Raw genomic sequence first — 23,704 nt, 5'->3', positions numbered from 1 at the left:
GCTAGAGTCATTGCTTCCCAGAGGGCTGTTGAGATGTCGATATGCTCCAGCCTAAACTTCAGGAAGCTTTCTTAATACTGCTATTCGCTGCTACTTCCTAAACATCCTCTAAGGCGACACACCTCATCAAATATAGCGAGCGAAACTGGATAAATCAGAATGTAGCTCAGACTACACTTACTAAAACAAAATTTAGGAGACGAAAAAGTAAATGCAAGAAAATAAGGACATAGCATTGCTATATCCTCATTCCTGGGTGTGATATTTAGATCTTGCAATTGAGCGACGGAGCTTGCCTCTCTAACCATTGAGAGTTCTAGCAAGTTCCTTATTCAAACTCTCCGTCGATTGCGATCGAACGACGATTGCCGCCATCCTGACCACCAGAGACCTTGTTGAGATCCTCGTCGTCTAGCTCTCCGTTGATTGCGATCGAACGACGATTGCCGCCATCCTGACCACCAGAGATTCTGTTGAGATCCTCGTCATACAGGATCCCTTGCAGTTGGCGACGGTTGCCGCCATCTTGACCGCCAGAGATTCTGTCGAGTTCTTTATCGGCTAGTGGTTCTTCGCGGCTGATGCTAGGCTCTTGACCGCCAGACACTTGACCCAATTGTTCCGGATTGAGTTCCTCGTTGGTTTCTTTCACAGACATAATTCCTCCAAAAATTTTATAGATGTCAGGCTTTCATCAAGCCCGTAAGTTAAATCAAACAGAAAAGCGAATTGAGCTTGCAAAGTTCATTCTTCACTCTGTTGAAATTCAACTCTGCTTTCAGCGTACAGGGCTTAAATGAGAAATAGATGAGAATGAAATAATAGTTGCTCAATAAATCACTAAATTTTCTGAGACTCTTTAAACAGAGAAGAGACTGCTATAAATATATAAATAAGGAAGTGTTGCTTGACGAAAGCGTTAATATAATACTTACTGAAAGGCACTTGAGCAGTAAAGGCAATCGCAACAGCTAATAGCCTGTTAAGAAGTGCGATCGCTCACACAGCTAGTTAATCAAGAAATAAAACTCAATTCGCGTTTTGAGATTACCGTGTACTCCAATCATGCTAGAACGATGATCAATACGAGAAGTGTTCGAGGCAATCTGCCCTTGCTGCTTGATAATCCCACGCTGATCCGAATCGTTCAATCTGGGACGATCGCTTTATTTGCCGTCCGTATCGTTAATGGTGCGCCGGAGGGTGAGCGACACTACCTGTTTGATGTAGAACCCGGAGCGGCACTATTTGGGGCTGATTCAGATGTTTATTTGGAGCAGTTCGCCTTGCATCAACAAGAAACTGAAGCGATGTGGGGAATTATCGCAGTCGCAGTTGAACCTGCCGAAGTTTCGGAACAGTCAATCGATACCCTTAACCTGTCTGATCTTCGTCTTCATATCGCAGATTGGATTTACAAGCTAGCAAATAGTCCAGGCTTACCCAAGCTTCCCCTGGCAAAACTATTTCCGATCGACCAGATAGATCAGTATGTTTCCTTAGTTGCAGGCCAGGCTTTGCAGCCATCGAAAGAGCAGGTTCTGTGGGTACAGTGTCAGCAGGGAACTGCTCATTGGCTCGGCTTTGACAGAGTGCCGCTCACGCCTCATACAGGAAGATTTCCACTGACGAACGGACTCTGGATCTCGGCAAGCAGCACGCTCCAGCTTACGGTTCAGCCCCTTGCCAGCATTGACACCCTAGCACCGCTACTAGAAGGCTTAGCGCAGTTGCATTGCTACTTCCTAAAGAGCATCGAACAAATTACCCTCCAGCAATCCCAAGCGCAATCGACTCAGTTTCAGAAACGCCAGCAGCTCAATCAGCAGGTGGCACAGGAAACGCTGAAAACCCTGGCATCGCTGCTCAAACCGCAGTCTGACTCGTCTCCTGCTCAAGGCGATGAATTGCTGATGGTAGCAGGAGCGGTTGGCAAAGTGCTGGGCATTCCGATCGCCCCCCCAATGGAAGCCGATGATCCAAGCCGAATGCGCGACCCCCTAGAGGCAATTGCCCGATCGTCTCGGCTGCGGCTGCGGCGAATTTTACTGCGCGATCGCTGGTGGCAAAAAGATGGTGGTCCGATCATCGCCTACACCCGTCAAGAAAAGCGTCCGGTTGCCCTGTTGCCTGTCGCAGGCGATCACTATGAGCTTTATGATCCCCAATCGTCTACGACTGGGCGGCACTATTCAAAAGTGAATGCGGCGATCGCGGCTCAGCTCAATCCCAGTGCCTTTATTTTCTATCGTCCGTTTCCATCCACCGTGTTGCGGGCGTGGGATCTGGTGCGATTTGCCTTCAAAGGACAGCTCAAAAATCTGCTGGTTTTGCTAGGCATGGGAATCGCCAGCACCCTAGCCGGAATGCTTGTCCCGCTGGCAACAGGCGTATTGATCGACATGGCACTGCCGACGGGCGATCGAACTTCGCTGATTCAAATCGGGGTGGGCTTGCTGTTTTTTGCTTTGGGAACCGTAAGCCTGAATTGGGTACAGGCCTTGGCAACCATGCGTCTAGAAACCCAGTCCGAAGTGATGATGCAGGCTGCGGTTTGGGATCGATTGCTTCAGCTTAGCCCTGGCTTTTTTCGCCAATATACAGTGGGCGATCTAGAATCGCGGGTGTCGGGCATCAGTCAGATTCGCCGTGCCTTAACGGGTACGACTTTACGCACCATGCTGACGAGCTTCTTTGCGCTGCTGAACTTTGGGCTGATGCTGTTCTACAGTGTGCCGCTCGCGCTGGTGGCGGGGGCAGTAGCGATCGGAGTGATCGGGTTTACGGCGACGACTAGCTCCCTGCTGCTGCGGCAGAAACGCCCTTTGCTGGAGGTACGCGGCGAAATTTCGGGCTTGGTGGTGAAGCTGATTGAGGCAGTTCCCAAACTGCGGAGTGCCGGAGCTGAAGCGCGTGCCTTTGCTACCTGGGGCAACAAATATACGCAGCAGCTTCATCTAGAACTGAGTACTCAGTTGCTGCAAGACAGCGTTGCCATTTTCAACACCGTGATGCCCGGACTCGCCGCAACACTACTCTTCTGGATGTCTGTTACGCTGATCGGGCGATCGTCCACAAGTGAAGCCACCAGCCTTTCAACCGGAACTTTTCTCGGTTTCAGTGCTGCCTTTGGGATTTTTATCACGGGCGCAACCAGCCTCAGCAATACTGTGACATCCGTGCTGGAAATCGTGACGCTATGGAAGCGATCGCAGCCCATCTTAGCGGCAGAACCAGAGGTTAACCCTGAGCAAGCCGATCCGGGAAAACTGGCAGGTCGAGTGCAAGTCGATCGCGTCACGTTTCGCTACCGGGAGGATGGTCCCCTAACGCTCGATCAGGTTAGCTTGACGGCAGAACCGGGAGAATTTATTGCGCTGGTGGGTCCGTCGGGCAGCGGCAAATCTACTTTGTTTCGCCTGCTGCTAGGGTTTGACGTGCCGATCGACGGCAGTATCTACTACGACGGACAAGATCTGGCAGGGTTAGATGTGACAGCCGTGCGGCGACAGTTGGGGGTCGTGCTGCAAAATAGCCGGATTAATGCGGGCAGCATTTTTGACAACATTTCGGCAAGTGCGCTGATTGCGGTGAGCGAGGCGTGGACAGCCGCAGAAATGGCAGGCTTTGCCGACGATGTGCGGGCGATGCCGATGGGAATGCATACCTTTGTCAGCGAGGGTGGCTCAAATTTATCGGGGGGACAAAGGCAACGGCTGATGATTGCTCGCGCCCTAGCACTGAATCCCCAAATTCTGCTATTTGATGAAGCGACAAGCGCACTGGATAACCGAACGCAGGCGATCGTCACCCAAAGCCTAGACAAACTGGGGGTGACGCGCATTGTGATTGCCCATCGCCTCAGTACCATTCGTCGCGCCGATCGCATTTATGTGATCCAGGCAGGTCGAGTCGTGCAGCAGGGTACGTTTGACGAGCTGGCGCAGCAGCCCGGGTTATTTACTCAGCTCATCGCCAGACAGATGAGCGAGCATTAATCACACGATTCAGGCACACAATATTACTCACACAGGCAAATTCTCGAAAACTGCCAGTGCGTCGTGGGCGGGAAGAAATTGCGATAGCTGAAGCGAATGTGGCTGTGAGATGTGACGCAAGGCCCGCCGCACAGCAGCATTTGATTAGACTTCTTGCACGAATCGAAGAGAAGAGCTGAAAGTAGATCAGCCCTACTGAAATGACTCATGCTCTACCCGCAAATCCAAACCCTCAACCCAGTTGCCTTTCGCCGGGCATGTGGAGTGAAGCGAGAAACGTTCCAAGCGATGGTTATTGTCCTCAGCCCCGACTTAAACCGACAGGGGAAGCGCGGCGGACAAAATCGCCTTAGCGTGGAAGACCAGTTGCTGATGACGTTGTATTACTGGCGACACTACCGCACCCAGTTTGACATTGGGTTAGAGTTCGGGGTGTCGGAAGCGACTGTGTGCCGCACGATTGACAAAGTAGAAGCGTTGTTGGTGAAGTCGGGACAATTTCGTCTGCCGGGCAAACGGCAACTGCGCCAAGCCGAGACGGAGTGGGAGGCGGTTGTGGTAGATGTCACAGAGGTGGCAATTGAGCGTCCCCAAAAAAACAGCGTGCCTACTAGAGCGGCAAGCACAAACGGCACACGCTGAAAGCCCAAGTGGTGATTGACCTAGCTCAGGGGCAGTTTCTCGCCGTTGCCACGGGCAAAGGTCGTACCCATGACTTGCGCTTGTTTAAGCACAGTGGCGTGCACTTGGGTGAGGGGATGCTGTGTTTAGCAGACAAGGGCTATCAAGGCATTGCTAAACTTCACGCTAACAGTATTACGCCGCAGAAGAAGCCCCGGAAACAACGCTTGAGTGATGCGGACCAACAAGCCAATCGTGCTTTAGCCCGGCTGCGGGTCAAGGTGGAGCACAGCATTCGTCGGCTGAAGCGTTTCCGCATCTTATCGGGGCGCTATCGCAATCGGCGACGGCACTTCACGCGCAGGGTGCATTTGCTCGCAGGCATCCTCAACTTTGAGCTGGCTCTCGCTTCCTGATTCGTGCAAGAAGTCTATTGATAAAGAAAAAGGGTGAACTCCTGTCCACCCTCTTACCTCATTAAGCGCAAATCATTGAATTTATCAAGAATTCCTAGTCGAGCACTCGCACTGCCTGGGTCAAATCTTTTGCTTCTGTACCAAAGACAGTTGGGGCAATGAAAGGAACGTTCACTCGAATGGGATGTTCTGCAATCAGAGGCAAACCTTGACGCGCTTCAGCAGCAACCTGCGTGGTCTTCGCATCATAGGTCTGAGTTACCAGCTTGGGATAAACCCCGATCGCAATAATTGGAATGATCAGGCAGAGCGCGATGAATGCTTCTCGTGGCTTTGCATCAGAGACCGTAATTTCAGCCATCAGGTCTTGATTTTCTGCACCATAAAAAACAGTTCGCAGCATTGATAGCAGATAAATTGGCGAGAGAATGACCCCGATCGCAGCCAGCGTCACAATCACCACCTTAAATGGAGCAGTGTAGGCATCGCTAGTGGCGAATCCCAGAAACACAGCAATTTCCCCCACAAACCCGCTCATCCCTGGTAAGGCAAGAGAAGCCATTGCGCCTGCGGTAAAAAGGGCAAAGGTTCGGGGCATTGTTTTTGCCATGCCGCCCATTTCTTGCATGTCCAGCGTATGCGTCCGCTCATAAGTCACGCCTGCCAGGAAGAATAGAGCCGCCGCAATCAGACCGTGGGAGACCATTTGCAGCATCGCGCCGCTCATCCCTAACTCGTTAAAGGAAGCAATGCCTAGCAGCACAAACCCCATGTGGGCGATCGAAGAATAGGCTAACCGCCGCTTCAAATTCGTTTGAGCAAACGCGGTCAGCGACGCATAAATAATGCTCACCACACCAAGAACGGCAAGTACCGGAGCAAAATAAACGTGAGCGTTGGCAAGAATTTCAATGTTAAAGCGAATCAGCGCATAGCCTGCCATCTTTAGCAGCACCCCCGCCAGAATCATGGAGACTGGAGCAGGAGCTTCACTGTGAGCATCAGGCAGCCAGGTGTGGAACGGAAAAATCGGCAGCTTCACGCCAAAAGCGACCAGCAGTGCGGCGTACATCACCAGCTCAAATCCGAGCGAGTAATCCTTCAGCCCCAACTCTTGCAAATTAAACGTGACAGTATCACCATAAAATGCCATTGCCAGCGCAGCGATCAGAATGAAAACTGAGCCAGTCGCCGTGTACAGAATGAATTTCGTCGAGGCATAGAGCCGTCTTTGCCCACCCCAGATTGAGATCAGTAGATAGACCGGAACGAGTTCCAACTCCCACATAACAAAGAAGAGGAGCAAATCTTGAGCCGCAAAGACGCCAATCTGGGCGCTGTACATCACCAGCATCAGGAAGTAGAACAGGCGGGGCTTACGATCGACCTTCCAAGCAGCGAAAATCGCTAGTGTTGTCACCAGTCCTGTCAAAACCACGAGCGGCATTGAGAGCCCATCGACAGCGACTGCCCAATTTAACCCAAGCTGAGGAACCCAGGAATACTGCTCGGCAAGCTGAAAGCCCGGACTGCTCAAGTCGTAGTGCTTCCAGAAAGCGTAGACAATTAGCGAAAACTCAACCAGACTCGCGCCCAGTGTGTAAGAGCGAATTGTTTTGCCGTATTTGTCTGGAATAAAGGGAATTGGCAGTGCCGCAAAGAGCGGAAACACAATCAGGAGAGTTAACCAGGGAAGTTGCATACTCGGCATGAGAGCTTACCCAAATTCAGTATTCGATGAAGTGCAGTCGATAGTGTGCAGACGATCTGCTGAGTGGCTGGCTTAGTCGAGCAACCTTCGCTCAGTCTGCGAAGTCAGGCATCTAACAGAACATGAAGCGGGAAGCTAGATGCTTGGGCACTCTCGTACTTCAGGGTTAACTTTGGGGTTAACAAAGGTGCGAGCAAAGCGCGATTGGCTGAACCAGTTAACCCGTCAATCGTAGGGATCAAGGGACTAAAAGGCTGTGACCTTACACCGCTCCCAGGAATTGCGCTTAACAGACCGGGCTGTTGCTAAGTCAGTCGAGGTTCGTAGCAGTTCGAGATTTGTAGGAAGCAAACAGTAATTTCTACCTACCCAAATAGCATACCCTAACTGTAAAGAAATATTACATCAGCGTGACAAACTTCTACCTCTTCTAAATAAAAATTTTTGGGATATGAAGATTTTGCCAAGCGATCGTCCCGCAGAACGGGGATCACAGACAGCGCCATCCCCAACGAGAACAAAAGGAAACCCTTCGGATCTGACGACCTTTTGTTACATTGCTGATTTGACGCGCTACCCCAGGTAAATTGTTTCAGGAAACCTGTTCCAAGTAGAGGGCTCTGTGCCATGTCAAGTCGCTGCGACTCTGTAGTGGGATGGCGAGTCTATGGAGATACGCTACGCGTTCGGACAGGAAGCCAAACAGCAACGATTCGCCTGGCTTATGTAGATGCCCCAGAGCAGGATCAAACCGGAGGAGACGCTGCGACTCAACGGCTAAAGGACATTTTGCCGTCGGGTGAGAAAGTTCAGCTTCGCGTGGTTGATATTGATCGCTACGGCAAAACGGTGGCTGAAGTTTACTAGGGGAGCCAGTCGGTTAATTTACAGCTTGTAAAAGAAGGAATGACGGTCATTTATCCGCCCTATTTCGATCGCTGTCCGAGTACCCAGAGCCAGTACCTCAGGCAGAGCAGCAGGCACGACGGCAGCAAATTGGCTTTTGGCAGCAAACCAATCCCCAGATGCGATCGGCGCATTTGTGAGCATCTTCACCTAATTCAGCAATTGCAGATTTGGGATTTTATCTTGCATTGCGGCATTAAGATTGACCATTCGCTGAAACTTCTCGATTAGTGGTTAAACGCTTGCTAAATTTGTGCTGAATCTCTAAGGAGACGAAACGCTAACTTTAACTCAAATAATTCCCGGTCAACTGTGAGTTACACCCTCACTCAAAACATTACTGAATCTAATCTTTAATGTTCTTCTATATATTGTTTTCGTTATCTGTCTATTTCAGCATTGGCAGGCGATCGGGCTTGTGATCATCCCATATCTTCTGGTACGTGACACATATATAAGTAATTCAGGATTGGTAACGGTATTTTCATTACGAATCCCATTCAGCCCAACAGTTATTCTCAGGTTACAGCGATATGGTTTTCCCGTAGTATCAGAAATAGAGTTTGCCTGAAGCAACGCTTAGAATAAGATGCGTCGCTGTTCGAGCTTTCGGTGCAATGCTTTAGGTAGGCTATTTTGGCTACATTGTTTCTGCCGTTTGAACATTGAGAGGATTACGACATGCCAAGTTACAAAGTCACGTTGATCAACGAGACTGAAGGGCTAAACACCACCATCGAAGTTCCCGATGATCAGTACATTCTGGATGCTGCGGAAGAGCAAGGTATAGACCTGCCCTACTCCTGCCGTGCGGGTGCTTGCTCCACTTGTGCTGGCAAGATTACCGCAGGCACTGTTGATCAGTCTGACCAATCCTTCTTGGATGACGATCAGATCGAAGCGGGTTTCGTCCTGACCTGTGTGGCTTACCCCACCTCTGACTGCACAATCATGACTCACCAGGAAGAAGAACTGTACTAAGTCTTGGTTCGTCAGAATTCAAGCAGATTTTCAGATTATTTGCTGAGTGCAAGGCATTTGTCAGGCTCAGTTTAATCTACAGACAGGAGCGCAGATGCGCCCCTGTTTTGCTATTCATCTGCTGTTCATTTGATGAGTAACTGCGAGTTTAAGCTGCACTACTGCGCAGTCTCTTGGGACGGGGTTAAGGTGGACGGATCTCGCCATAGCACGATCGCCGGAGTGAGAGGCTGCAATTGCGTTTCCGGGTAATAGAAGCTGAGAATCTGCTCATGCGCCCATCCCAGATCACCGAGACGATAGGCTCCGGTCTGACTCATTCCCACGCCATGCCCTAATCCACCGCCCACAAAGACATAGCCCTTCAAAACTCCCGGAGGAGAGGCAGCCTGTTTAGTTTGGGCTGTTTTTTGATTTGCAGTCTTTGTGGCAGGCTTCTGAACGGGTTGGGAAATTTTTTGTCCCTCAGCCGTTTCATAGATTGGATCAAGGTAAAACAGGGTGCTGTTAGGAGCAGACAGCGCACGAATGATTTCGTCTTTTTCGAGTTCAATAACGCCCAAATCCGTGGTAACTGCCATTTTCTGTACCCGTCCGGCAGGCGATCGTTCTACAACGCTCAGCTCTCGGATCTGAGTAAAGTTGACGAAGGGATGCTTTTTCGTCGCGAGCACCTGCCGCAAATCATTTGTGATTTCGCCGATTGGACTTTCGACACGCCAGCGAAACATATCCCAGCCTTCTTCGTTGAAGCCGCGTCTTTGAGCAATAAAGGCTCTGAAGTTGCTTTCGTCTGCCAGACTGCGCTGAGACAGATTCCAGATATTTTGCACTGAATCTACCACCGCTCGTAAATAAGGGCGATTGCTGCCTGCCCAAACATCGCTAAACGGAGCCGTCACGCCACCTGTAGTCGAGGAATAGAGTGCATCCACCAGTTCATTGTTGTAGGTCAAAACCAAGCCACGTGTGGCAGCAATGGCGCGATCGGTTTCTGGAACCGCTCCTGACAATCCCCAGTAAACCTGACACTGGGTATCAGCACAAAGCTGATAATTATCGATCGCAAAACGGCGCAGATTTCGTAAAGCGTAGGTTCGTGCCAGGATTGCTTGCGCTTCGATCGTGGTTTGTGGTGCACCAACCCCAATTTCATGGGGTACCACTCCGCGCAAGTAGGTTTCGATCGGAACTTGATTGACCAGGGTATAGGTGCCGTAAGCATTGGTCTGAAGCCGCAGTGTCCCGGCATAGAGGCGCGTTCCGTGATCGCTGCGATTAAACGTGACCTGAATGCGATCGTTTGCTGTGTCAATCTCGACCTGGTCTTGCTGATAGCGGTAGCCGTCCACCGTCAGAGCCGCCTTTGGAATTTGTGGCTTTACCTGCGTATCAATAAAGGCTGTTCTTGCTCCCTGGGCTTGCAGGTTTTGCAGCAGGAGTCGTCTCAAAAGCGGTGTTCGATAGGTCTCTCGATCTGCCCAGACCTGCCACTGCCTCGGCTGACCAATTTCGACCGCAATCCCTTCAGACTTCCAGCGATTTGCACTATCCTCCGCACTTTCAAAGCTGCGGTGAGTACTGAGCACAATGCGTTCAACGACTTCGGGCTGTGGGAGCGGCTGCATCACGACATTAACCTTGACTTCGCCGCTTGTAGCTAGTACTCGATCTTGCTGTCCATCTTTAAGCTTGAGCGTCAGTCGATCGCCCGACAGGGGCTTTAATGTGATTTCATCCGTTGCATTTGAGCCAAACCGCTGCACTACACCCACATCTAGCAAGGGGTTGAGCGGAGCAGGTTGGACGTGCCCAAACTGCCCCATACCAGCCAGAAGACAAGCTGATATCAGCAGCGTTTTTATCCAGGAATTGGGACGTAGTTTCAGCAGGTGACACAAAAGCCAACGAACTGGGGCATTCCGTTGTAGGGAAGTCACAGGACAGATCCTCATAGCGAATGACAGCGAAAAACGGTTTGATGCAGCTCTGAACTCAGCGATTAACCCCTGCACTTAGGGCAATCTTAATTCTTGGGAAAAAATAACTTCTTGCCTGTTCTGCATTTTAGCGAGCCAACTCTAGTGTGACTAGCTTGTTTACTATCCTCAATCTTTTCGCGATAAATACCCTAAAAGATTTGCTATTTAAAATTCCTGTAAAGACGAAGATCCATCGCCCTGTTCCTGCAACGATTGCCACCCCGCCTGCCAAAGAGAGCGGTCTTTAAGCTGCTGGGCATTCAGCCAAAAGCGAACTGCTGGATCACAAGCAGCCACCATTTCTGCAAAAACCCAACGCCCTTCATTTTTTCGATTCAGAACTTGAAAATGCCGCCAGCCCCAGGTTTTTTGCTGCGCTGTCCACTTAGAACCGACCAGATAAGGAAACTTTTGCTTTTTTGGCATGTGCTGCGATTTATAGAAACGAAAATTGAAGCCTAGAGAGTAATCTTTCAAGAAACAATTCAACACAGAAATTATGAAAGAAAAATCTGTCTAAACTGAAGCTTTGTCTATTTCACATTTTGCGACAAATCTTACAATGCTTACTGAATCTAGCTTTACTTCCCCTAAACCATTGAGATCTCCGATTACTAATCCCCCAACTCCGCAATTGTTCGGTTATGCTAATTCATTACAAAGTCTCGCTGAGTTCAGCAAGTTGGCTGAGCTTGTACACAATTCACCGTAAGTAATTTAGGATTACAGCTAGGATGCCAACAAGGCACTGCCCTGCTAACGCAAGTTAAGAAAACTCTACTCGTCGAGAGGCTTTATTATTGATTGCGCTTTTCTAATGCCCTTATCACATTCCCACAACGAATGAGATTAAAAAGGATGCAATTTTTGTGAGAAAAGTTACAATCGGAGAAGTCTTGGCTAAAGTTGAGGAGTGCAGACTTGTTTTGGTGCTTCTACTCGCAGTGCTTCTACCTGAAACTGTGGGCGGTTAGCGGAGAAAGCGAGTTTGCTGCGAATATTGAATCCAATGGGTAGGCTATATCCGGACAGATTCGCTAGCAGCTGATCAGTGATTCAGAATCAGTCGTACTATTTCCTGGTCTTAATTGACCTTCAACGTTATTGACACTAAGGAGCATGAGGAGCGCGGCATGACCCAGGCTAACGACGTACTCGAAACCATTGACCCCGCCGAGAGTGACCTGGACGAACTCTTGATTGAAGGAGAGGATCGAGACGACGAAGAGGACTTGTTCGACACTCAGCCTGATGAGGAGGAAGACGGCAAAACCCCAAAGGGCGCAACCCGTCGTCGGGCGCAAGCCAAGAAAAAACTGTATACAGAAGACTCAATTCGGCTTTACCTGCAAGAAATCGGTCGCATCCGGCTACTGCGGGCAGACGAAGAGATCGAACTGGCACGCAAAATCGCTGACCTACTGGAGCTAGAACGCATTCGCGATCGTCTGTGTGAAAAGCTCGATCGGACTCCGCAAGAGCTAGAACGCAACCCGGAAGCATGGGCGAATGAGGTTAATCAACCTCTTCCTAAGTTCCGTAGACGGCTGCATGAAGGACGACGCGCCAAAGAGAAAATGGTGCAGTCTAACCTGCGACTGGTGGTGTCGATCGCCAAGAAATACATGAACCGGGGTCTGTCGTTCCAGGACTTGATTCAAGAGGGCAGTCTGGGTCTGATTCGCGCTGCTGAGAAGTTTGACCACGAGAAAGGCTACAAGTTCTCAACCTACGCCACCTGGTGGATTCGGCAGGCGATCACTCGCGCCATTGCAGATCAGTCTCGCACGATCCGTCTGCCCGTTCACCTTTACGAAACCATCTCGCGGATCAAGAAGACGACCAAGCTACTGTCTCAGGAAATGGGGCGGAAGCCGACCGAGGAAGAAATCGCGACCCGTATGGAGATGACGATCGAGAAGCTGCGGTTTATTGCCAAATCAGCTCAGCTTCCGATTTCTCTGGAAACGCCGATCGGCAAAGAAGAGGATTCGCGCCTGGGTGACTTCATTGAATCCGATGGTGAAACCCCGGAGGATCAGGTTTCCAAGAATCTGCTGCGGGAAGACCTGGAAAACGTGCTGGGAACTCTTAGTGCAAGGGAGCGGGATGTGTTGCGGCTGCGCTACGGTTTAGACGATGGACGGATGAAGACGCTGGAAGAAATTGGACAGATCTTCAACGTTACCCGTGAGCGGATTCGCCAGATCGAAGCCAAGGCTCTGCGAAAGCTGCGTCACCCGAACCGCAACAGCGTTCTAAAGGAGTACATCCGCTAGAATTTCTCAAAGCTTAGGGTTTGCTAATCAAACCGTTCAGCAAGAATTAGTTCTTGAAACTGCATTGGTTACACTTGGCTAAACCATCCTACGCTTTATGAGCGAATGCTCTGGGATGTTTCTAGCATAATTTAGAAATAGCAGAAGCCTATTCTCGATTGCAGAGTAGGCTTCTTTTGTATCATGCCTCCGCATTATTCCTATGCCGCTGCACTATTTCTCAATCGCGACAGCTATCCTTAATCTGCAATAAGGGACAGTCAGAATCGTTAGCCTGAAATCCTGAAGATATCCATGGTTTGAGCATAAGCCTCAGGTTTTTCTGCTTCAATCCCACTAGTGAACCGCGTTAAACCACATTAAAGGCTACAAGAGAATCGATCAAAAAAGGGGCAAAAGCCCCTTCTTGTCTTGCAGTTTTTTGGAGTTTGTTTCCTGGTTTATTGAGCGGGAGAAGGTGATGCTGCGGGAGTGGGACTGGCTTCAGGGGCAGGGCTAGCAGGAGCAGTTCCGGGGGGGCTAGCTTGAGGAGAGGCAGTCGGGCTGGGAGCCGCCGCTAGCTGATTGATCTGATCTTTAAATTCAGCCGGAGCCAGAGTGGCTGCTGAGGTGAACAGAGGTTTAGCTTCCTCGGTTTTGCCCTGGGTTTTGAGAATGATCGCTTTACCCAGCACTGGGCGAAAATCCTGAGCATTGCTGGCAATAATTCGATCGTAGATGGCAACTGCCTCGTCGTATCGTCCCTGAATTGCATAGACTTCACCCAACAAAAGCTGCACCGAAGCTGTATCGACCGTGCCTGGTTTTGCCTGGTTTGCTTCGTCTGCCGTCTTCAGCGTGTCTTCTAACAGTCCGATCGCTGCTTCGGGTCGGTTCTGCTGAAGTAGCAGATCGGTCAAGCCTTTCAAGGCATTGAGATCGCCGGGACGGGTTGCCAGAATGTTGCGGTATGCCTGGGCTGCGCCTTCTCGATCGCCCGTGCGCTGTTTTGCCTGCGCTAATAGAACGGTATAGTCGGGCTGATCAGGGTTTAACGCTGCCAATTTTTCGAGCGGCGCAATAATGCCCTGAATGTCGCCCTGCTTGATCTTGACATCGACTAATCCGCGCAGAGCGGTCTGATTGTCGGGTTCCCGCTGAAGCACTGCTTCATAACCTCGTGCCTGGGCTATCAATTCTTCGCTTGAGCCTGGACTGGCAGACGGAGAGGGAGAAGGCGCGGAAGCCGTTTGTTTTTGCAGATTCAGCACGCCCGATACTGAAGCCACGATCGGTACAGCAACAAAAGCAAGCGTTGCAAGCGAAACAACGACCAGAGCTAACCAGCGACGATTTTTCTTTTCAGCCACACGCTATTCCCAAACTCGACTGTCATTACTAACATAGTCCCAATTAACTGATCACTAACTGTCACCTTCCTTTGGGGTAATTTGCCGCCGAACAGCCTGATCTAAGCTAGAGGAAGCTGTATAGAGGAAAAGGGCGAATTACCACAGGAAATGATTCAGAATAATGTCTCAGTCATTTCACGAAGGAGATCAAACCTGAGTGTTAACCTAGTGTTTAATTCCGCATTGAAATCTGGTCTTCAGGACTAGAAATTTGCTGTAGTGCATAACGGTAAGCGGATTACCTGCCGCTGTCAAGGAGGTCTCATGAGTCCCGCCCAGAATAAAAATCCTCAGTCGCCCAAGTCTACCTCAGCATCCGAGTCATCGGTGGATACCCATTCACCGTCCGAACCTCCTTCAGCCGACCCTATTGTAGAACCCGCTATGGATCAGCCTTCTCAACCGATCGCCCCTCAAGAAGAACCGCTTCGCCCCCCCACGCCGCCAAAGCGTCCGGTTGCGCGAGAAGTAGCCCTCTCGACTCCCCAGCCTTCCTCTGCGCCTGCTACCTCTGAATTGAAAGAGCAGCCCAAGGCAGATCAGCCTGAAGCTGAGTTAACGGCTTCTGAAAGTTCTGAGGCTGAAGCTGAGAGTACCGCCGATGTTTCATTGGACAATTTGCTGTCTAACCGTCTTCAGCCGATTCCCCCCGCTAGCGAGCCGATGCAGTATCGGGCGATCGGCTTAGTGCGCGGCACCTATGTTCCGTCAGAAGAACAGTTTACCCGTGGATTGATCCAGACCGATGATGGCGTGGCGATCGATGCGGTTTTGCTAGGGCGCGTGATGAGCCTGGTTAAAAAGCACCTTGACCTGGAGCAGCCTCACCTGTGGGTGGTGTATCCGCGCACCCGCGAAAAAATGAACGATCTGCACGTTCAAATTGTCGGCGTGTGGGAGCCTGAAAAGCTGAATCGATTAGAGATGGAAGCGGGAGAAGAAGAGAGCGCAGAAGGAACCGAGGAAAGCACCGAGGAAACTGCCGAAGAAACAAGCTCTAGCAGCTCTGGTTCAGACTCACTGCTCGAAATGGTTCCTGCTTCGGAGCTAGACGATAAATTCTTCTCGATTCGCGGCGAAATTATCTACCAGGCTCCAGAAGAAGAGCGGCTGATGGTTAAAATCCGGCGGATGTCTCGTCCGGGCGATACTCAGGACAAAGCCTTTAAAGTTGCCTTGAAAGGAACGCTGGAAGGAAAAGCGATTGGCTATTTCTGGGATTTGCAGGTGCAGCGACAGGAAAACGACCTGATTGTGCAGCAGGGCACGATGATTGGGCTGGTTCCGCCTCAGAAGCGCAAGGACGGCAGCAGAAAGCCGCAGGGTCGCTTCCGTCGTCCTGGTGGTCCTGGTGGTTCAGGCGGTCCTAGCGGTCCCGGCGGTGGTCGTCGTCCGAGTGGTCCTCCGCGCAAGTGGAATGCGGGTAGTCGAGAAGGCGGCGCACCTAGACCGCAATTTAAGAGCGGCGATCGTCCGACCCCTTCCCCTCAGCCACGCTCTGAAGTGACCAAACCGATCAAACGTCGTCCGCCTGAAGGTGCGCCCCCGACTTCGCAAGAGTAGGCAATGAGCGGATTTGAGACTCAAACTTGAGACAAAAGAAGGGGTATTCTGCGGAAAGGTGCAGGTTACCCCTTTTTAATGCTTATTGAATGAATGCTGATTCAGGCGATCTCGTCACCTGCGATCGTTTTAGTTTCCAGCTTCAACTTGCGGTGGGAAACAAACCTTGGTACCGCCTAAACCGCAATAGCCGCCTGGATTTTTAGCGAGATATTGCTGATGATAGTCTTCAGCGTAATAGAAAGGCGGTGCATCTAGGATCTCAGTCGTAATCTCGCCATACCCGGACTCGCGCAGTGCCTTTTGATAAGCATCTCGCGAAGCCTCAGCTAGCTGTCGCTGCTCCGGCGAGCAAGCGTAGATGCCAGAGCGATACTGAGTGCCCCTATCATTGCCCTGACGCATTCCCTGCGTTGGGTCGTGGCTTTCCCAAAAGATCTTAAGTAGGGTTTCGTAGCTGACTTCTGCCGGATTGTAAACGACCTGCACTACTTCATTGTGCCCGGTCATGCCAGTGCAGACTTCGTGATAGGTCGGGTTTGGCGTCGCGCCTGCGGCATAACCCACTGCAGTCGAAAACACACCAGGCTGCTGCCAGAATTTCCGCTCCGCACCCCAGAAGCAGCCCAGACCAAACAGCGCAATTTCCATGCCTGCGGGAAAAGGAGGCTGTAAAGGGTTGCCGTTGACAAAGTGGCGATCGGGAACAGGAATTGGGGTGCTGCGTCCCGGTAGGGCTTCCTCAGGGGAGGGAAGGTTCTGTTTTTTGCCAAATCCAAAAAGCACCATACTGCCTGAACTCTCCAAGTTAGATCAAGAAATTAAACCGAATTTAATGAGCAATGGGGATGAGCGAATTGCGGAAGCGCATCTTTACCTAGGTTCATCATAATCTACGCATCAGACGATCGAATTGATTGAGCAGTCGTACAATCCGAATCGCTGCGGGGAGGATAACCTACAAAGTTCTCCCCAACTCGGGATTGAGATCAACTTTTAGTTAGAGGCTATTTTTTAACCGGGATCGTTAGCTTATAAGGCAAAATTACTTGCTTATTTTGCTTCATATTTCAAATCGAAAAGTTCGATTTCAGAAGCCAGTCAGCTAATTAATTTTTCTCAAGCAAGTCCTTCAGGCGATACAGGTTTAATTTGTACCGCTTATCGCTCTGTTTCGGAATAACGATCGATAAAATCAGTATGGCCAAATTCTCGACTAAGTCCTCAGTTCAGCAAGACATTCTGGTGATGCTTGCGGCAGAGCATCGATCAATCGAGCAGCGAATTGATGCACTGGAAGCGGCAAATCATGCAGTCGAAGCAGAACGAAGATTTAGAGAACTTTATCGTATTCTATTTCTGCACCATTACGGTGAAACGCTCGTTTTCTACCCATCAATGCGGGAATATGAGCAGACTGCTGTTTATTTAGAAACCGTAGAAGAAGAACACAGCACCACGATGGTTTTGCTTGAGCAAATGAGACAACTTTCACCCGTCGACCCAACCTTTCAAGCAAGATTAGATGAACTCAAAGAATTAATCATGGGACATATCGAAGAGGAAGAAAACGAAATTTTCGCTGCCGTACGAACCTGCATGGATGAGCAAGAACTGCGCCAACTCGCGCAAGAATTTAAAAGTATTCAAATAAAAACAGCCCCTAAAATAGAGGCTCGAATAAAGGATTTAAATCCGTAAACGTGAGTTGTGTTTATTTCTGTGTGTTTATTCTTGATAGTTCACCAGTCGAGAAAAATCTGCTGAAGACAGGCTAGCTCCCCCGACTAATGCTCCATCGATTTCTGGTTGTGCCATAATTTCATCGATATTTCCGGGCTTAACCGAACCGCCGTATAGAATTGACAGGTCAGAATTTTGTACCTGCTTCCGAATCAAACTAATAATGCGATCGGCTTCGATCGACTCACAGGTAGCGCCTGTCCCGATCGCCCAAATCGGCTCATAGGCAATGACCAGTTGCTCTCGGTCAATACCCTCGAGATCTTTCTCAAGCTGCCCAGAAATCACCGCTTCCGTTTCGCCCGCATCCCGCTGCTGTTTGGTTTCGCCCACGCAAAGAATTGGAATCAAACCGTGCTGCTGTGCCGCCTTGAGCCGCAGATTTACTGTCTCATCCGTTTCGCCAAAATACTGTCTGCGTTCACTATGACCGATAATCACGTATCGCACACCCAGTTCTAGCAGCATCGGGGCAGCAATTTCGCCTGTAAATGCCCCTGCAACTTCCCAGTGAACGTTCTGCGCCCCCAACTGAACTCGCGTACCATGCAGGCTTTTGGACATCACGCTCAGATCAGTAAACGGCACACACAGCACAATCTCGCGATCGTCCGGTGTCTCGGCGATCGTATCTAAAAATGCCTTCAAAAACTCCAGGGACTCCGCCTGGGTTTTATACATCTTCCAGTTACCCGCAATGATGACCTTACGCACGTTTTAATCCCAGGTTATGAACACAAAAAGAGCATCCTTTAGTGTACGGCTTTGGGGGACGGGTGGGGGAGTGGGAAGGTGGGGGAGTGGGAAGGTGGGGAGGTGGGGAGGTAGAGGAATGAAAGGGGAAGGAAAGGGTTGAGGAGGAATCATTGATATTGGCTGAGATATTGGCTGAGATATTTGCTGCACTGATTCGATATCTTTTAGCCCTGTTGGTTGAAAGCGACTCAGTAAGCTTCCAAACTTCACAGATTCACAAGTCCAACACTCGCTTCTTCCCCAGAACTTACTTTAAACTCCTCCATTCCACACCCACTCACCCATTCTCTACTTCCCCTAAACCAACTCCCCGATCGTCGCCACGACTGACTGCGATAGGGCACTGTAGTCATAGCCGCCTTCCAAACCAAACAAAAGCCGATCGCAGATCTGCTGACAGTAGCGGGTGAAAATGCCGTAGTCCGAAGGCTTCAGGGACAGGTTGGCGAGGGGGTCAGCTTGGTTAGCATCGTATCCGGCACTGACGATCAGCAGGTCGGGTTGGAATGCCTGGAAAAAGGGAACAATCTGCTGCTCGAAGATAGGCTGGTAGTCTGCTAGGGTACTACCTGCCTGCATGGGAAAGTTCAGCACGTTGTTATGTTGTCCGCGTTCGTCAGAATTGCCAGTACCCGGATATTGGGGCGACTCGTGAAGTGAGCAAAAGGCGATTTGGGGATTCGTTTCGACGAGTGCCTGTGTGCCATTTCCATGATGGACATCCCAATCGAGAATGCCGACACGATCGATTCCTGGCTGAGTCAGGGCGTAGTGTGCTGCAATTGCCGCATTTGCAAACAAACAGAATCCCATGCCACGCTTTGCCAGCGCATGATGACCGGGTGGACGCGCAATCACAAAAGTAGGGCTACCCGTTTGCAAAACGCGATCGACCCCATCCAACCAGGCATTAATGGCAAGTAGGGCTACCTCGTAGCTGTGCGGCGAAACAACCGTGTCCTGATCGAGCCTGCCGCCGCCGGAGTGGGCAAGTTGCCGGACAGCTTCCACATACTGAGGGGGATGGATTGCGTGCAGTGCCTTTGTTAGTCGATGCGAAGCAGTTTCTCCTTCAAGGTGATCGGCGGGATGCGAGTCGATCGCAGTAGGGGTGCGCCAATCAAGCTGATCGTGCCAGGGAGCCTGTTTGAGGGCAGAGACAATCGCCTTTAGGCGTCCGGCGTTTTCGGGATGAAAGGAGCCTGTGTCGTGATCGAGAAATTTGTCGCTGTAGAGGATAGAGATCATAGGAGATGAGGGGATGGAGGGCATAATTAGATTCCCTATGTTTCATTCTCTTCTCGAATCCACTTTTCGACTTTGGTGGGCTGATAAGTTGCCATTCGATCGAGTAGCGTATTGGGTTGATCAGCTTCCAGCACGATTGCCCTCAGTTCTGGCTGCAAAAAGCGATCGGTAACGGCGCGATCGAACAGAGTCAGCAGCGCATCGTAATAGCCTGCCACGTTGAGCAATCCCATTGGCTTCTGGTGCAGCCCCAACTGCGACCACGTGAGAACTTCACAAAACTCTTCCAGAGTGCCATAGCCGCCGGGCATTGCCACAAAGCTATCAGCGAGATTTGCCATCAGCGCTTTGCGTTCGTGCATCGAGTTCACAACATGAAGCTGAGTCAAATTGGGGTGAGCAATTTCCTTGGCCTCTAGAAATGCGGGAATAACACCGATCGCCTCGCCGCCTGCTGCCATCACAGTATCTGCCACCTTGCCCATCAAACCGACTTTGCCGCCGCCATACACCAAACCATAGCCGCGCTGCGCGATCGCCTGACCCATTGCTTCAGCCGCTTCTCGATAGATCGGATTAGCACCCGAACTAGAGCCACAAAACACGCAAATATATCTCATCTTGCTAATTTCATTGTTTAACAAATTGCAATCAGGATAGCCTGTCAATTAGCTCTAAGAGCTTGTTTGAGAAGCAGCAAGCCTTCTACATCGTCCTCTACAGCCCCAATACTGGAAGGCTTTGAATATCCTAAAGCAGGCTCGGTTCCCTTCAAAATGAGGGTCAGGGGGCAGCTTGGCTAAAAATTATCACTTCTCAAACATCTTCTTCTCAAACATTTTCTAAGAGTCGAAGAGCCAGTTGCCAAAATTCCATAAAATCACAGACTTCAAAGTCCCTTATCAGCAAGCAGTTACTCTAGAATTCATCCTTGCCTTTTCAGTTCTCGATACAGTTCATTGCAAAATTCAATCTTCGATCGAATCTAGATCGGATTTAGATGGACAATAAAGGAGTGTAGAACAAGATACGGTTGGAAAAATTGGAGGTCGCTTCATGAATACTCCGATTCCCCGCGTCCAATCTACTGCTTTTCTAGGTGATCTGATGACGCTTGCGCTGGCAGTTGCGATCGCATGGCTGCTGATTGCTCCAACCTGGGCTTGATTTCGTTGCCTGCTCACTCGAGTCGGTTCAGACAAGCTGTTTAGATTGCATTTTAGATTGCCTTGAGTGGGGACGACTGAAAACGGCATCGCAGCAAACCGCTCAGACCTCAGCGGATAGGCAAATATGCTAAAATTTCATAGTTAGCGAACGATATTTAGCAGCGCGCTGATTAAGCGGTATGAGGGTCGGTTACTTGCCTGTAGAGCGATTCTGCAAGCAGGTTTTAGAGAATTTTGGGCAGTAAGTTCCTGGCGACAACGTTCTTTGAAAGAAGTGCTTCGCCAAGCTCTTCCCATGCCTGAGTTTTGCCAGCAGAGACAACAGTTCGCCTGCTAAACGTTCACAGATCTGGAGCTTTTTCACGGTATGAGTATTCCCCAGGAGCGAATCGTTCCCACCGATCTGCGGAACGAAATGTCCCGATCGTATCTGGAATACGCCATGAGCGTGATCGTGGGTCGGGCATTGCCAGATGCGCGGGATGGACTCAAGCCAGTTCACCGCCGGATTCTTTATGCGATGCACGAATTGGGCTTAACGCACGATCGCCCCTTCCGAAAATGCGCCCGTGTGGTGGGGGAAGTGTTGGGTAAATATCACCCCCACGGCGATACAGCGGTCTACGATGCCCTGGTGCGGATGGCGCAGGATTTTTCGATGCGCGCCCCCCTGATCAACGGACATGGCAACTTCGGGTCGATCGACAATGATCCTCCGGCTGCAATGCGATACACCGAGTGTCGCCTGCAAGCCCTGACGATGGCTGCCCTGCTGCAGGATATCGAGTCCGAAACGGTTGACTTTGGCGACAATTTCGACGGCTCACAGCAAGAACCGCTAGTTATGCCTGCCCGTGTGCCGCAGCTTCTGCTGAACGGGTCTTCGGGAATTGCCGTAGGCATGGCAACCAACATTCCGCCGCACAACCTGGGTGAACTGCTGAACGGCGTGGTGGCACTGATTCAAAATCCAGACATCACCAATCTGGAGCTCATGCAGTACATTCCCGGTCCCGACTTCCCCACGGGCGGACAAATCCTGGGAACCAGCGGGATTCGGGAGGCTTACACCACCGGACGCGGCTCGATTACGATGCGGGGTGTGGCAGCGATCGAAACGATCGAACAGCGCGGCAGACCCGATCGCGAAGCCATTATCATCACCGAGCTGCCTTACCAGACCAACAAGGCTGCCATGATCGAGCGCATTGCCGAAATGGTAAACGAGCGCAGATTAGAAGGCATTGTTGATATTCGCGATGAAAGCGATCGGGACGGAATGCGGATTGTGATTGAGCTGCGACGGGACGCTTATCCACGCGTGGTGCTGAACAATCTCTACAAGCAAACGCCCCTTCAGGCAAACTTCGGCGTGAATATGCTGGCGTTGGTCAACGGCGAACCACAAATCCTCGGTTTGAAGGAATGCCTGCAAGTCTTCCTCGACTTCCGAATTGAAACAATCACCCGCCGGACACGCTACGAACTCCGCAAAGCCCAAGAGCGGGATCACGTTCTGCAAGGCTACCTGATCGCGCTGGCAAATCTGGACGCGATTATCAGCCTGATTCGCCACGCCGCCGATACCGTATCGGCAAAGCAGGAACTCATCCAGACCTATCAGCTTTCGGAAACGCAGGCAGATGCGATTCTGCAAATGCAGCTCCGTCGTCTCACCGCCCTCGAATCAGAAAAGATTCAGCAGGAACACGAAGACCTCCAGCGCAAGATTGCCGATCTGCAAGACATCCTGGAGCGACGAGAGCGAATTCTGCAAATGATCGAAACCGAGCTATCGGATTTACGATCGGCTCATGCAAACCCGCGTCGTACCGTTATTGAAACGATAGACGGCGAACTGGGTGACATCGATCTGATTGCGAATGAGCAGTCGATTATTCTGCTGACTGAGCAGGGCTACATTAAGCGGATGCCGATGAGCAACTTCGAGGCGCAGAGCCGAGCCACCCGCGGCAAGTCGGGTACGCGCATGAAGGAAGACGACGGCGTTGAGCACTTTCTCACCTGCTGCGACCACGATAGTGTGCTGTTCTTCAGCGATCGCGGCACGGTTTACAGCGTGAAGGCATATCAAATTCCGGTGAGTTCGCGTAACGCTCGCGGCGTACCGATTGTGCAAATGCTGCCTATCTCCCACCAGGAAAAAATTACGTCGATCGTGCCTGTGGTGGAGTTTGCAAACGATGAGTATCTGGTAATGCTGACCCAGAAGGGCTTTATCAAGAAGACGCAGCTTTCTGCCTTCAGTAATATTCGGGCAAACGGACTGATTGCCATTTCGCTGGAAGAAGGCGATCAGTTGCGCTGGGTACGTCGGGTGCGGGTCGAAGACAGCATCATGATCGGGACGCGGCAGGGAATGGCAATTCATTTCCGGGCAACCAATGAGCAGCTTCGTCCTCTGGGTCGGGCAACACGTGGGGTGCGGGCAATGTCGCTGCGAGCGGGCGATGAGTTGATCAGCATGGACATTCTGCCGTCTCAGGTGGTGGCTCAGGTGGCTGAAGCCGATGCACCTGAAAACGAGTCTGAAGAAGTGCTGGATGCAGAAACGTCGCAGCAAGGTCCGTGGGCACTGGTGATCACGACAGGTGGGCTGGGCAAGCGGGTTCCGGTCACTCAGTTCCGCCTACAAAATCGGGCAGGCATGGGTTTGCGAGCGATTAAGTTCCGTAAATCCGGCGATCGATTAGCAGCCCTCCAGGTTGTAAACGATAGCGACGAGATTGTGCTGGTCAGCAGCCGAGGAATCATTATCCGTCAGGCGGTGAAGGCAATTTCCTGTCAGTCTCGTGCTGCAACTGGAGTTCGGGTTCAGCGACTCGATGAGGATGATGCGATCGTTGCAGTCGCGCTGGTTCCTCCTTCTAATGGCGAAGAGGAGCTGGTAGACCTGGCGGAATAAGGTTTGCGGACTAG

17 protein-coding genes and 2 pseudogenes are annotated in these 23,704 nt (G+C 50.9%); 8 read left to right on the top strand and 11 right to left on the bottom strand.

The annotated features are described in order from the left end of the window. Positions 1 to 328: 328 nt before the first annotated feature. On the bottom strand, positions 329 to 658 hold the full coding sequence (locus NDA02_RS19125) for a hypothetical protein (protein WP_190789825.1): 330 nt from the start codon (positions 656 to 658) through the stop codon (positions 329 to 331). Between the two features lie 418 nt (positions 659 to 1,076). Here NDA02_RS19125 and NDA02_RS19120 point away from each other — a divergent pair, with 418 nt between their 5' ends. Further along, on the top strand, positions 1,077 to 3,998 hold the full coding sequence (locus tag NDA02_RS19120) for an NHLP bacteriocin export ABC transporter permease/ATPase subunit (RefSeq protein WP_190789824.1): 2,922 nt from the start codon (positions 1,077 to 1,079) through the stop codon (positions 3,996 to 3,998). Between the two features lie 23 nt (positions 3,999 to 4,021). Here the strand turns inward: NDA02_RS19120 and NDA02_RS19115 are convergent. Beyond that, positions 4,022 to 4,144, bottom strand: a pseudogene (locus tag NDA02_RS19115) (ergothioneine biosynthesis protein EgtB); the annotation flags it as partial. A 61-nt stretch (positions 4,145 to 4,205) separates the two neighbouring features. On the opposite strand from NDA02_RS19115, the pseudogene NDA02_RS19110 reads away from it, so the two are divergent. Next, positions 4,206 to 5,035 (top strand): annotated as a pseudogene (locus NDA02_RS19110) (IS5 family transposase). Between the two features lie 94 nt (positions 5,036 to 5,129). Here NDA02_RS19110 and NDA02_RS19105 read toward each other — a convergent pair. Next, complete coding sequence (locus tag NDA02_RS19105) at positions 5,130 to 6,746, bottom strand: NAD(P)H-quinone oxidoreductase subunit 4 (RefSeq protein ID WP_190789831.1); 1,617 nt, start codon at positions 6,744 to 6,746, stop codon at positions 5,130 to 5,132. A 627-nt stretch (positions 6,747 to 7,373) separates the two neighbouring features. Between NDA02_RS19105 and NDA02_RS19100 the strand changes: the two genes are divergently transcribed. After that, positions 7,374 to 7,613, top strand: coding sequence for a thermonuclease family protein (locus NDA02_RS19100; RefSeq protein ID WP_190789790.1), 240 nt, complete (start codon positions 7,374 to 7,376; stop codon positions 7,611 to 7,613). A gap of 18 nt (positions 7,614 to 7,631) precedes the next feature. Here the strand turns inward: NDA02_RS19100 and NDA02_RS19095 are convergent, their stop codons facing one another. Then, positions 7,632 to 7,802 (bottom strand): hypothetical protein, encoded by a 171-nt coding sequence (locus tag NDA02_RS19095; RefSeq protein WP_190789791.1) that lies wholly within the window; start codon positions 7,800 to 7,802, stop codon positions 7,632 to 7,634. A 531-nt stretch (positions 7,803 to 8,333) separates the two neighbouring features. Here NDA02_RS19095 and NDA02_RS19090 point away from each other — a divergent pair. After that, positions 8,334 to 8,633, top strand: a complete 300-nt coding sequence (locus tag NDA02_RS19090; protein WP_190789792.1) for a ferredoxin — start codon at positions 8,334 to 8,336, stop codon at positions 8,631 to 8,633. 158 nt (positions 8,634 to 8,791) lie between these two features. Here NDA02_RS19090 and NDA02_RS19085 read toward each other — a convergent pair whose 3' ends face one another. Beyond that, on the bottom strand, positions 8,792 to 10,573 hold the full coding sequence (locus NDA02_RS19085; protein ID WP_347277809.1) for a SpoIID/LytB domain-containing protein: 1,782 nt from the start codon (positions 10,571 to 10,573) through the stop codon (positions 8,792 to 8,794). 207 nt (positions 10,574 to 10,780) lie between these two features. Further along, positions 10,781 to 11,041, bottom strand: a complete 261-nt coding sequence (locus NDA02_RS19080; RefSeq protein ID WP_190789793.1) for a TIGR02450 family Trp-rich protein — start codon at positions 11,039 to 11,041, stop codon at positions 10,781 to 10,783. A 707-nt stretch (positions 11,042 to 11,748) separates the two neighbouring features. On the opposite strand from NDA02_RS19080, the gene rpoD reads away from it, so the two are divergent. Beyond that, on the top strand, positions 11,749 to 12,894 hold the full coding sequence (rpoD, locus tag NDA02_RS19075) for an RNA polymerase sigma factor RpoD (protein WP_190789794.1): 1,146 nt from the start codon (positions 11,749 to 11,751) through the stop codon (positions 12,892 to 12,894). 440 nt (positions 12,895 to 13,334) lie between these two features. Here the strand turns inward: rpoD and NDA02_RS19070 are convergent, their stop codons facing one another. Then, positions 13,335 to 14,243: a tetratricopeptide repeat protein gene (locus tag NDA02_RS19070; protein ID WP_190789795.1), complete on the bottom strand. Its 909-nt coding sequence runs from the start codon at positions 14,241 to 14,243 to the stop codon at positions 13,335 to 13,337. A 306-nt stretch (positions 14,244 to 14,549) separates the two neighbouring features. Here NDA02_RS19070 and NDA02_RS19065 point away from each other — a divergent pair, with 306 nt between their 5' ends. Further along, entirely contained in the window at positions 14,550 to 15,848 is a 1,299-nt protein-coding gene (locus tag NDA02_RS19065; protein WP_190789796.1) for a hypothetical protein, read from the top strand. Between the two features lie 129 nt (positions 15,849 to 15,977). On the opposite strand, the gene msrA is transcribed toward NDA02_RS19065, so the two are convergent. After that, positions 15,978 to 16,637, bottom strand: a complete 660-nt coding sequence (gene msrA, locus NDA02_RS19060) for a peptide-methionine (S)-S-oxide reductase MsrA (RefSeq protein ID WP_190789797.1) — start codon at positions 16,635 to 16,637, stop codon at positions 15,978 to 15,980. A 459-nt stretch (positions 16,638 to 17,096) separates the two neighbouring features. On the opposite strand from msrA, the gene NDA02_RS19055 reads away from it, so the two are divergent. After that, positions 17,097 to 17,549 (top strand): hemerythrin domain-containing protein, encoded by a 453-nt coding sequence (locus tag NDA02_RS19055; protein ID WP_190789798.1) that lies wholly within the window; start codon positions 17,097 to 17,099, stop codon positions 17,547 to 17,549. Between the two features lie 27 nt (positions 17,550 to 17,576). Here NDA02_RS19055 and tpiA read toward each other — a convergent pair whose 3' ends face one another. From tpiA to NDA02_RS19040, 3 genes are all read right to left on the bottom strand, one after another. Further along, on the bottom strand, positions 17,577 to 18,305 hold the full coding sequence (gene tpiA / locus NDA02_RS19050; RefSeq protein WP_190789799.1) for a triose-phosphate isomerase: 729 nt from the start codon (positions 18,303 to 18,305) through the stop codon (positions 17,577 to 17,579). Between the two features lie 339 nt (positions 18,306 to 18,644). After that, positions 18,645 to 19,595, bottom strand: coding sequence for a histone deacetylase (locus NDA02_RS19045; protein ID WP_190789800.1), 951 nt, complete (start codon positions 19,593 to 19,595; stop codon positions 18,645 to 18,647). A gap of 35 nt (positions 19,596 to 19,630) precedes the next feature. After that, the gene (locus NDA02_RS19040; RefSeq protein ID WP_190789801.1) at positions 19,631 to 20,215 is read right to left on the bottom strand and encodes a TIGR00730 family Rossman fold protein; all 585 of its coding nucleotides are present in this window, start codon (positions 20,213 to 20,215) and stop codon (positions 19,631 to 19,633) included. 916 nt (positions 20,216 to 21,131) lie between these two features. Between NDA02_RS19040 and gyrA the strand changes: the two genes are divergently transcribed. Then, positions 21,132 to 23,690 carry a DNA topoisomerase (ATP-hydrolyzing) subunit A gene (gene gyrA / locus NDA02_RS19035; RefSeq protein WP_190789802.1) on the top strand — a complete coding sequence of 853 codons (2,559 nt, stop codon included), beginning with the start codon at positions 21,132 to 21,134 and terminating at the stop codon, positions 23,688 to 23,690. Positions 23,691 to 23,704 lie beyond the last annotated feature (14 nt).

Source organism: Leptolyngbya sp. ST-U4 (assembly GCF_039962215.1).
Lineage (GTDB): Bacteria > Cyanobacteriota > Cyanobacteriia > Elainellales > Elainellaceae > Leptolyngbya_A.
The sequence above is the reverse complement of the archived record's forward strand: the minus strand, read 5'-3'. Positions and strand labels throughout refer to the sequence as shown.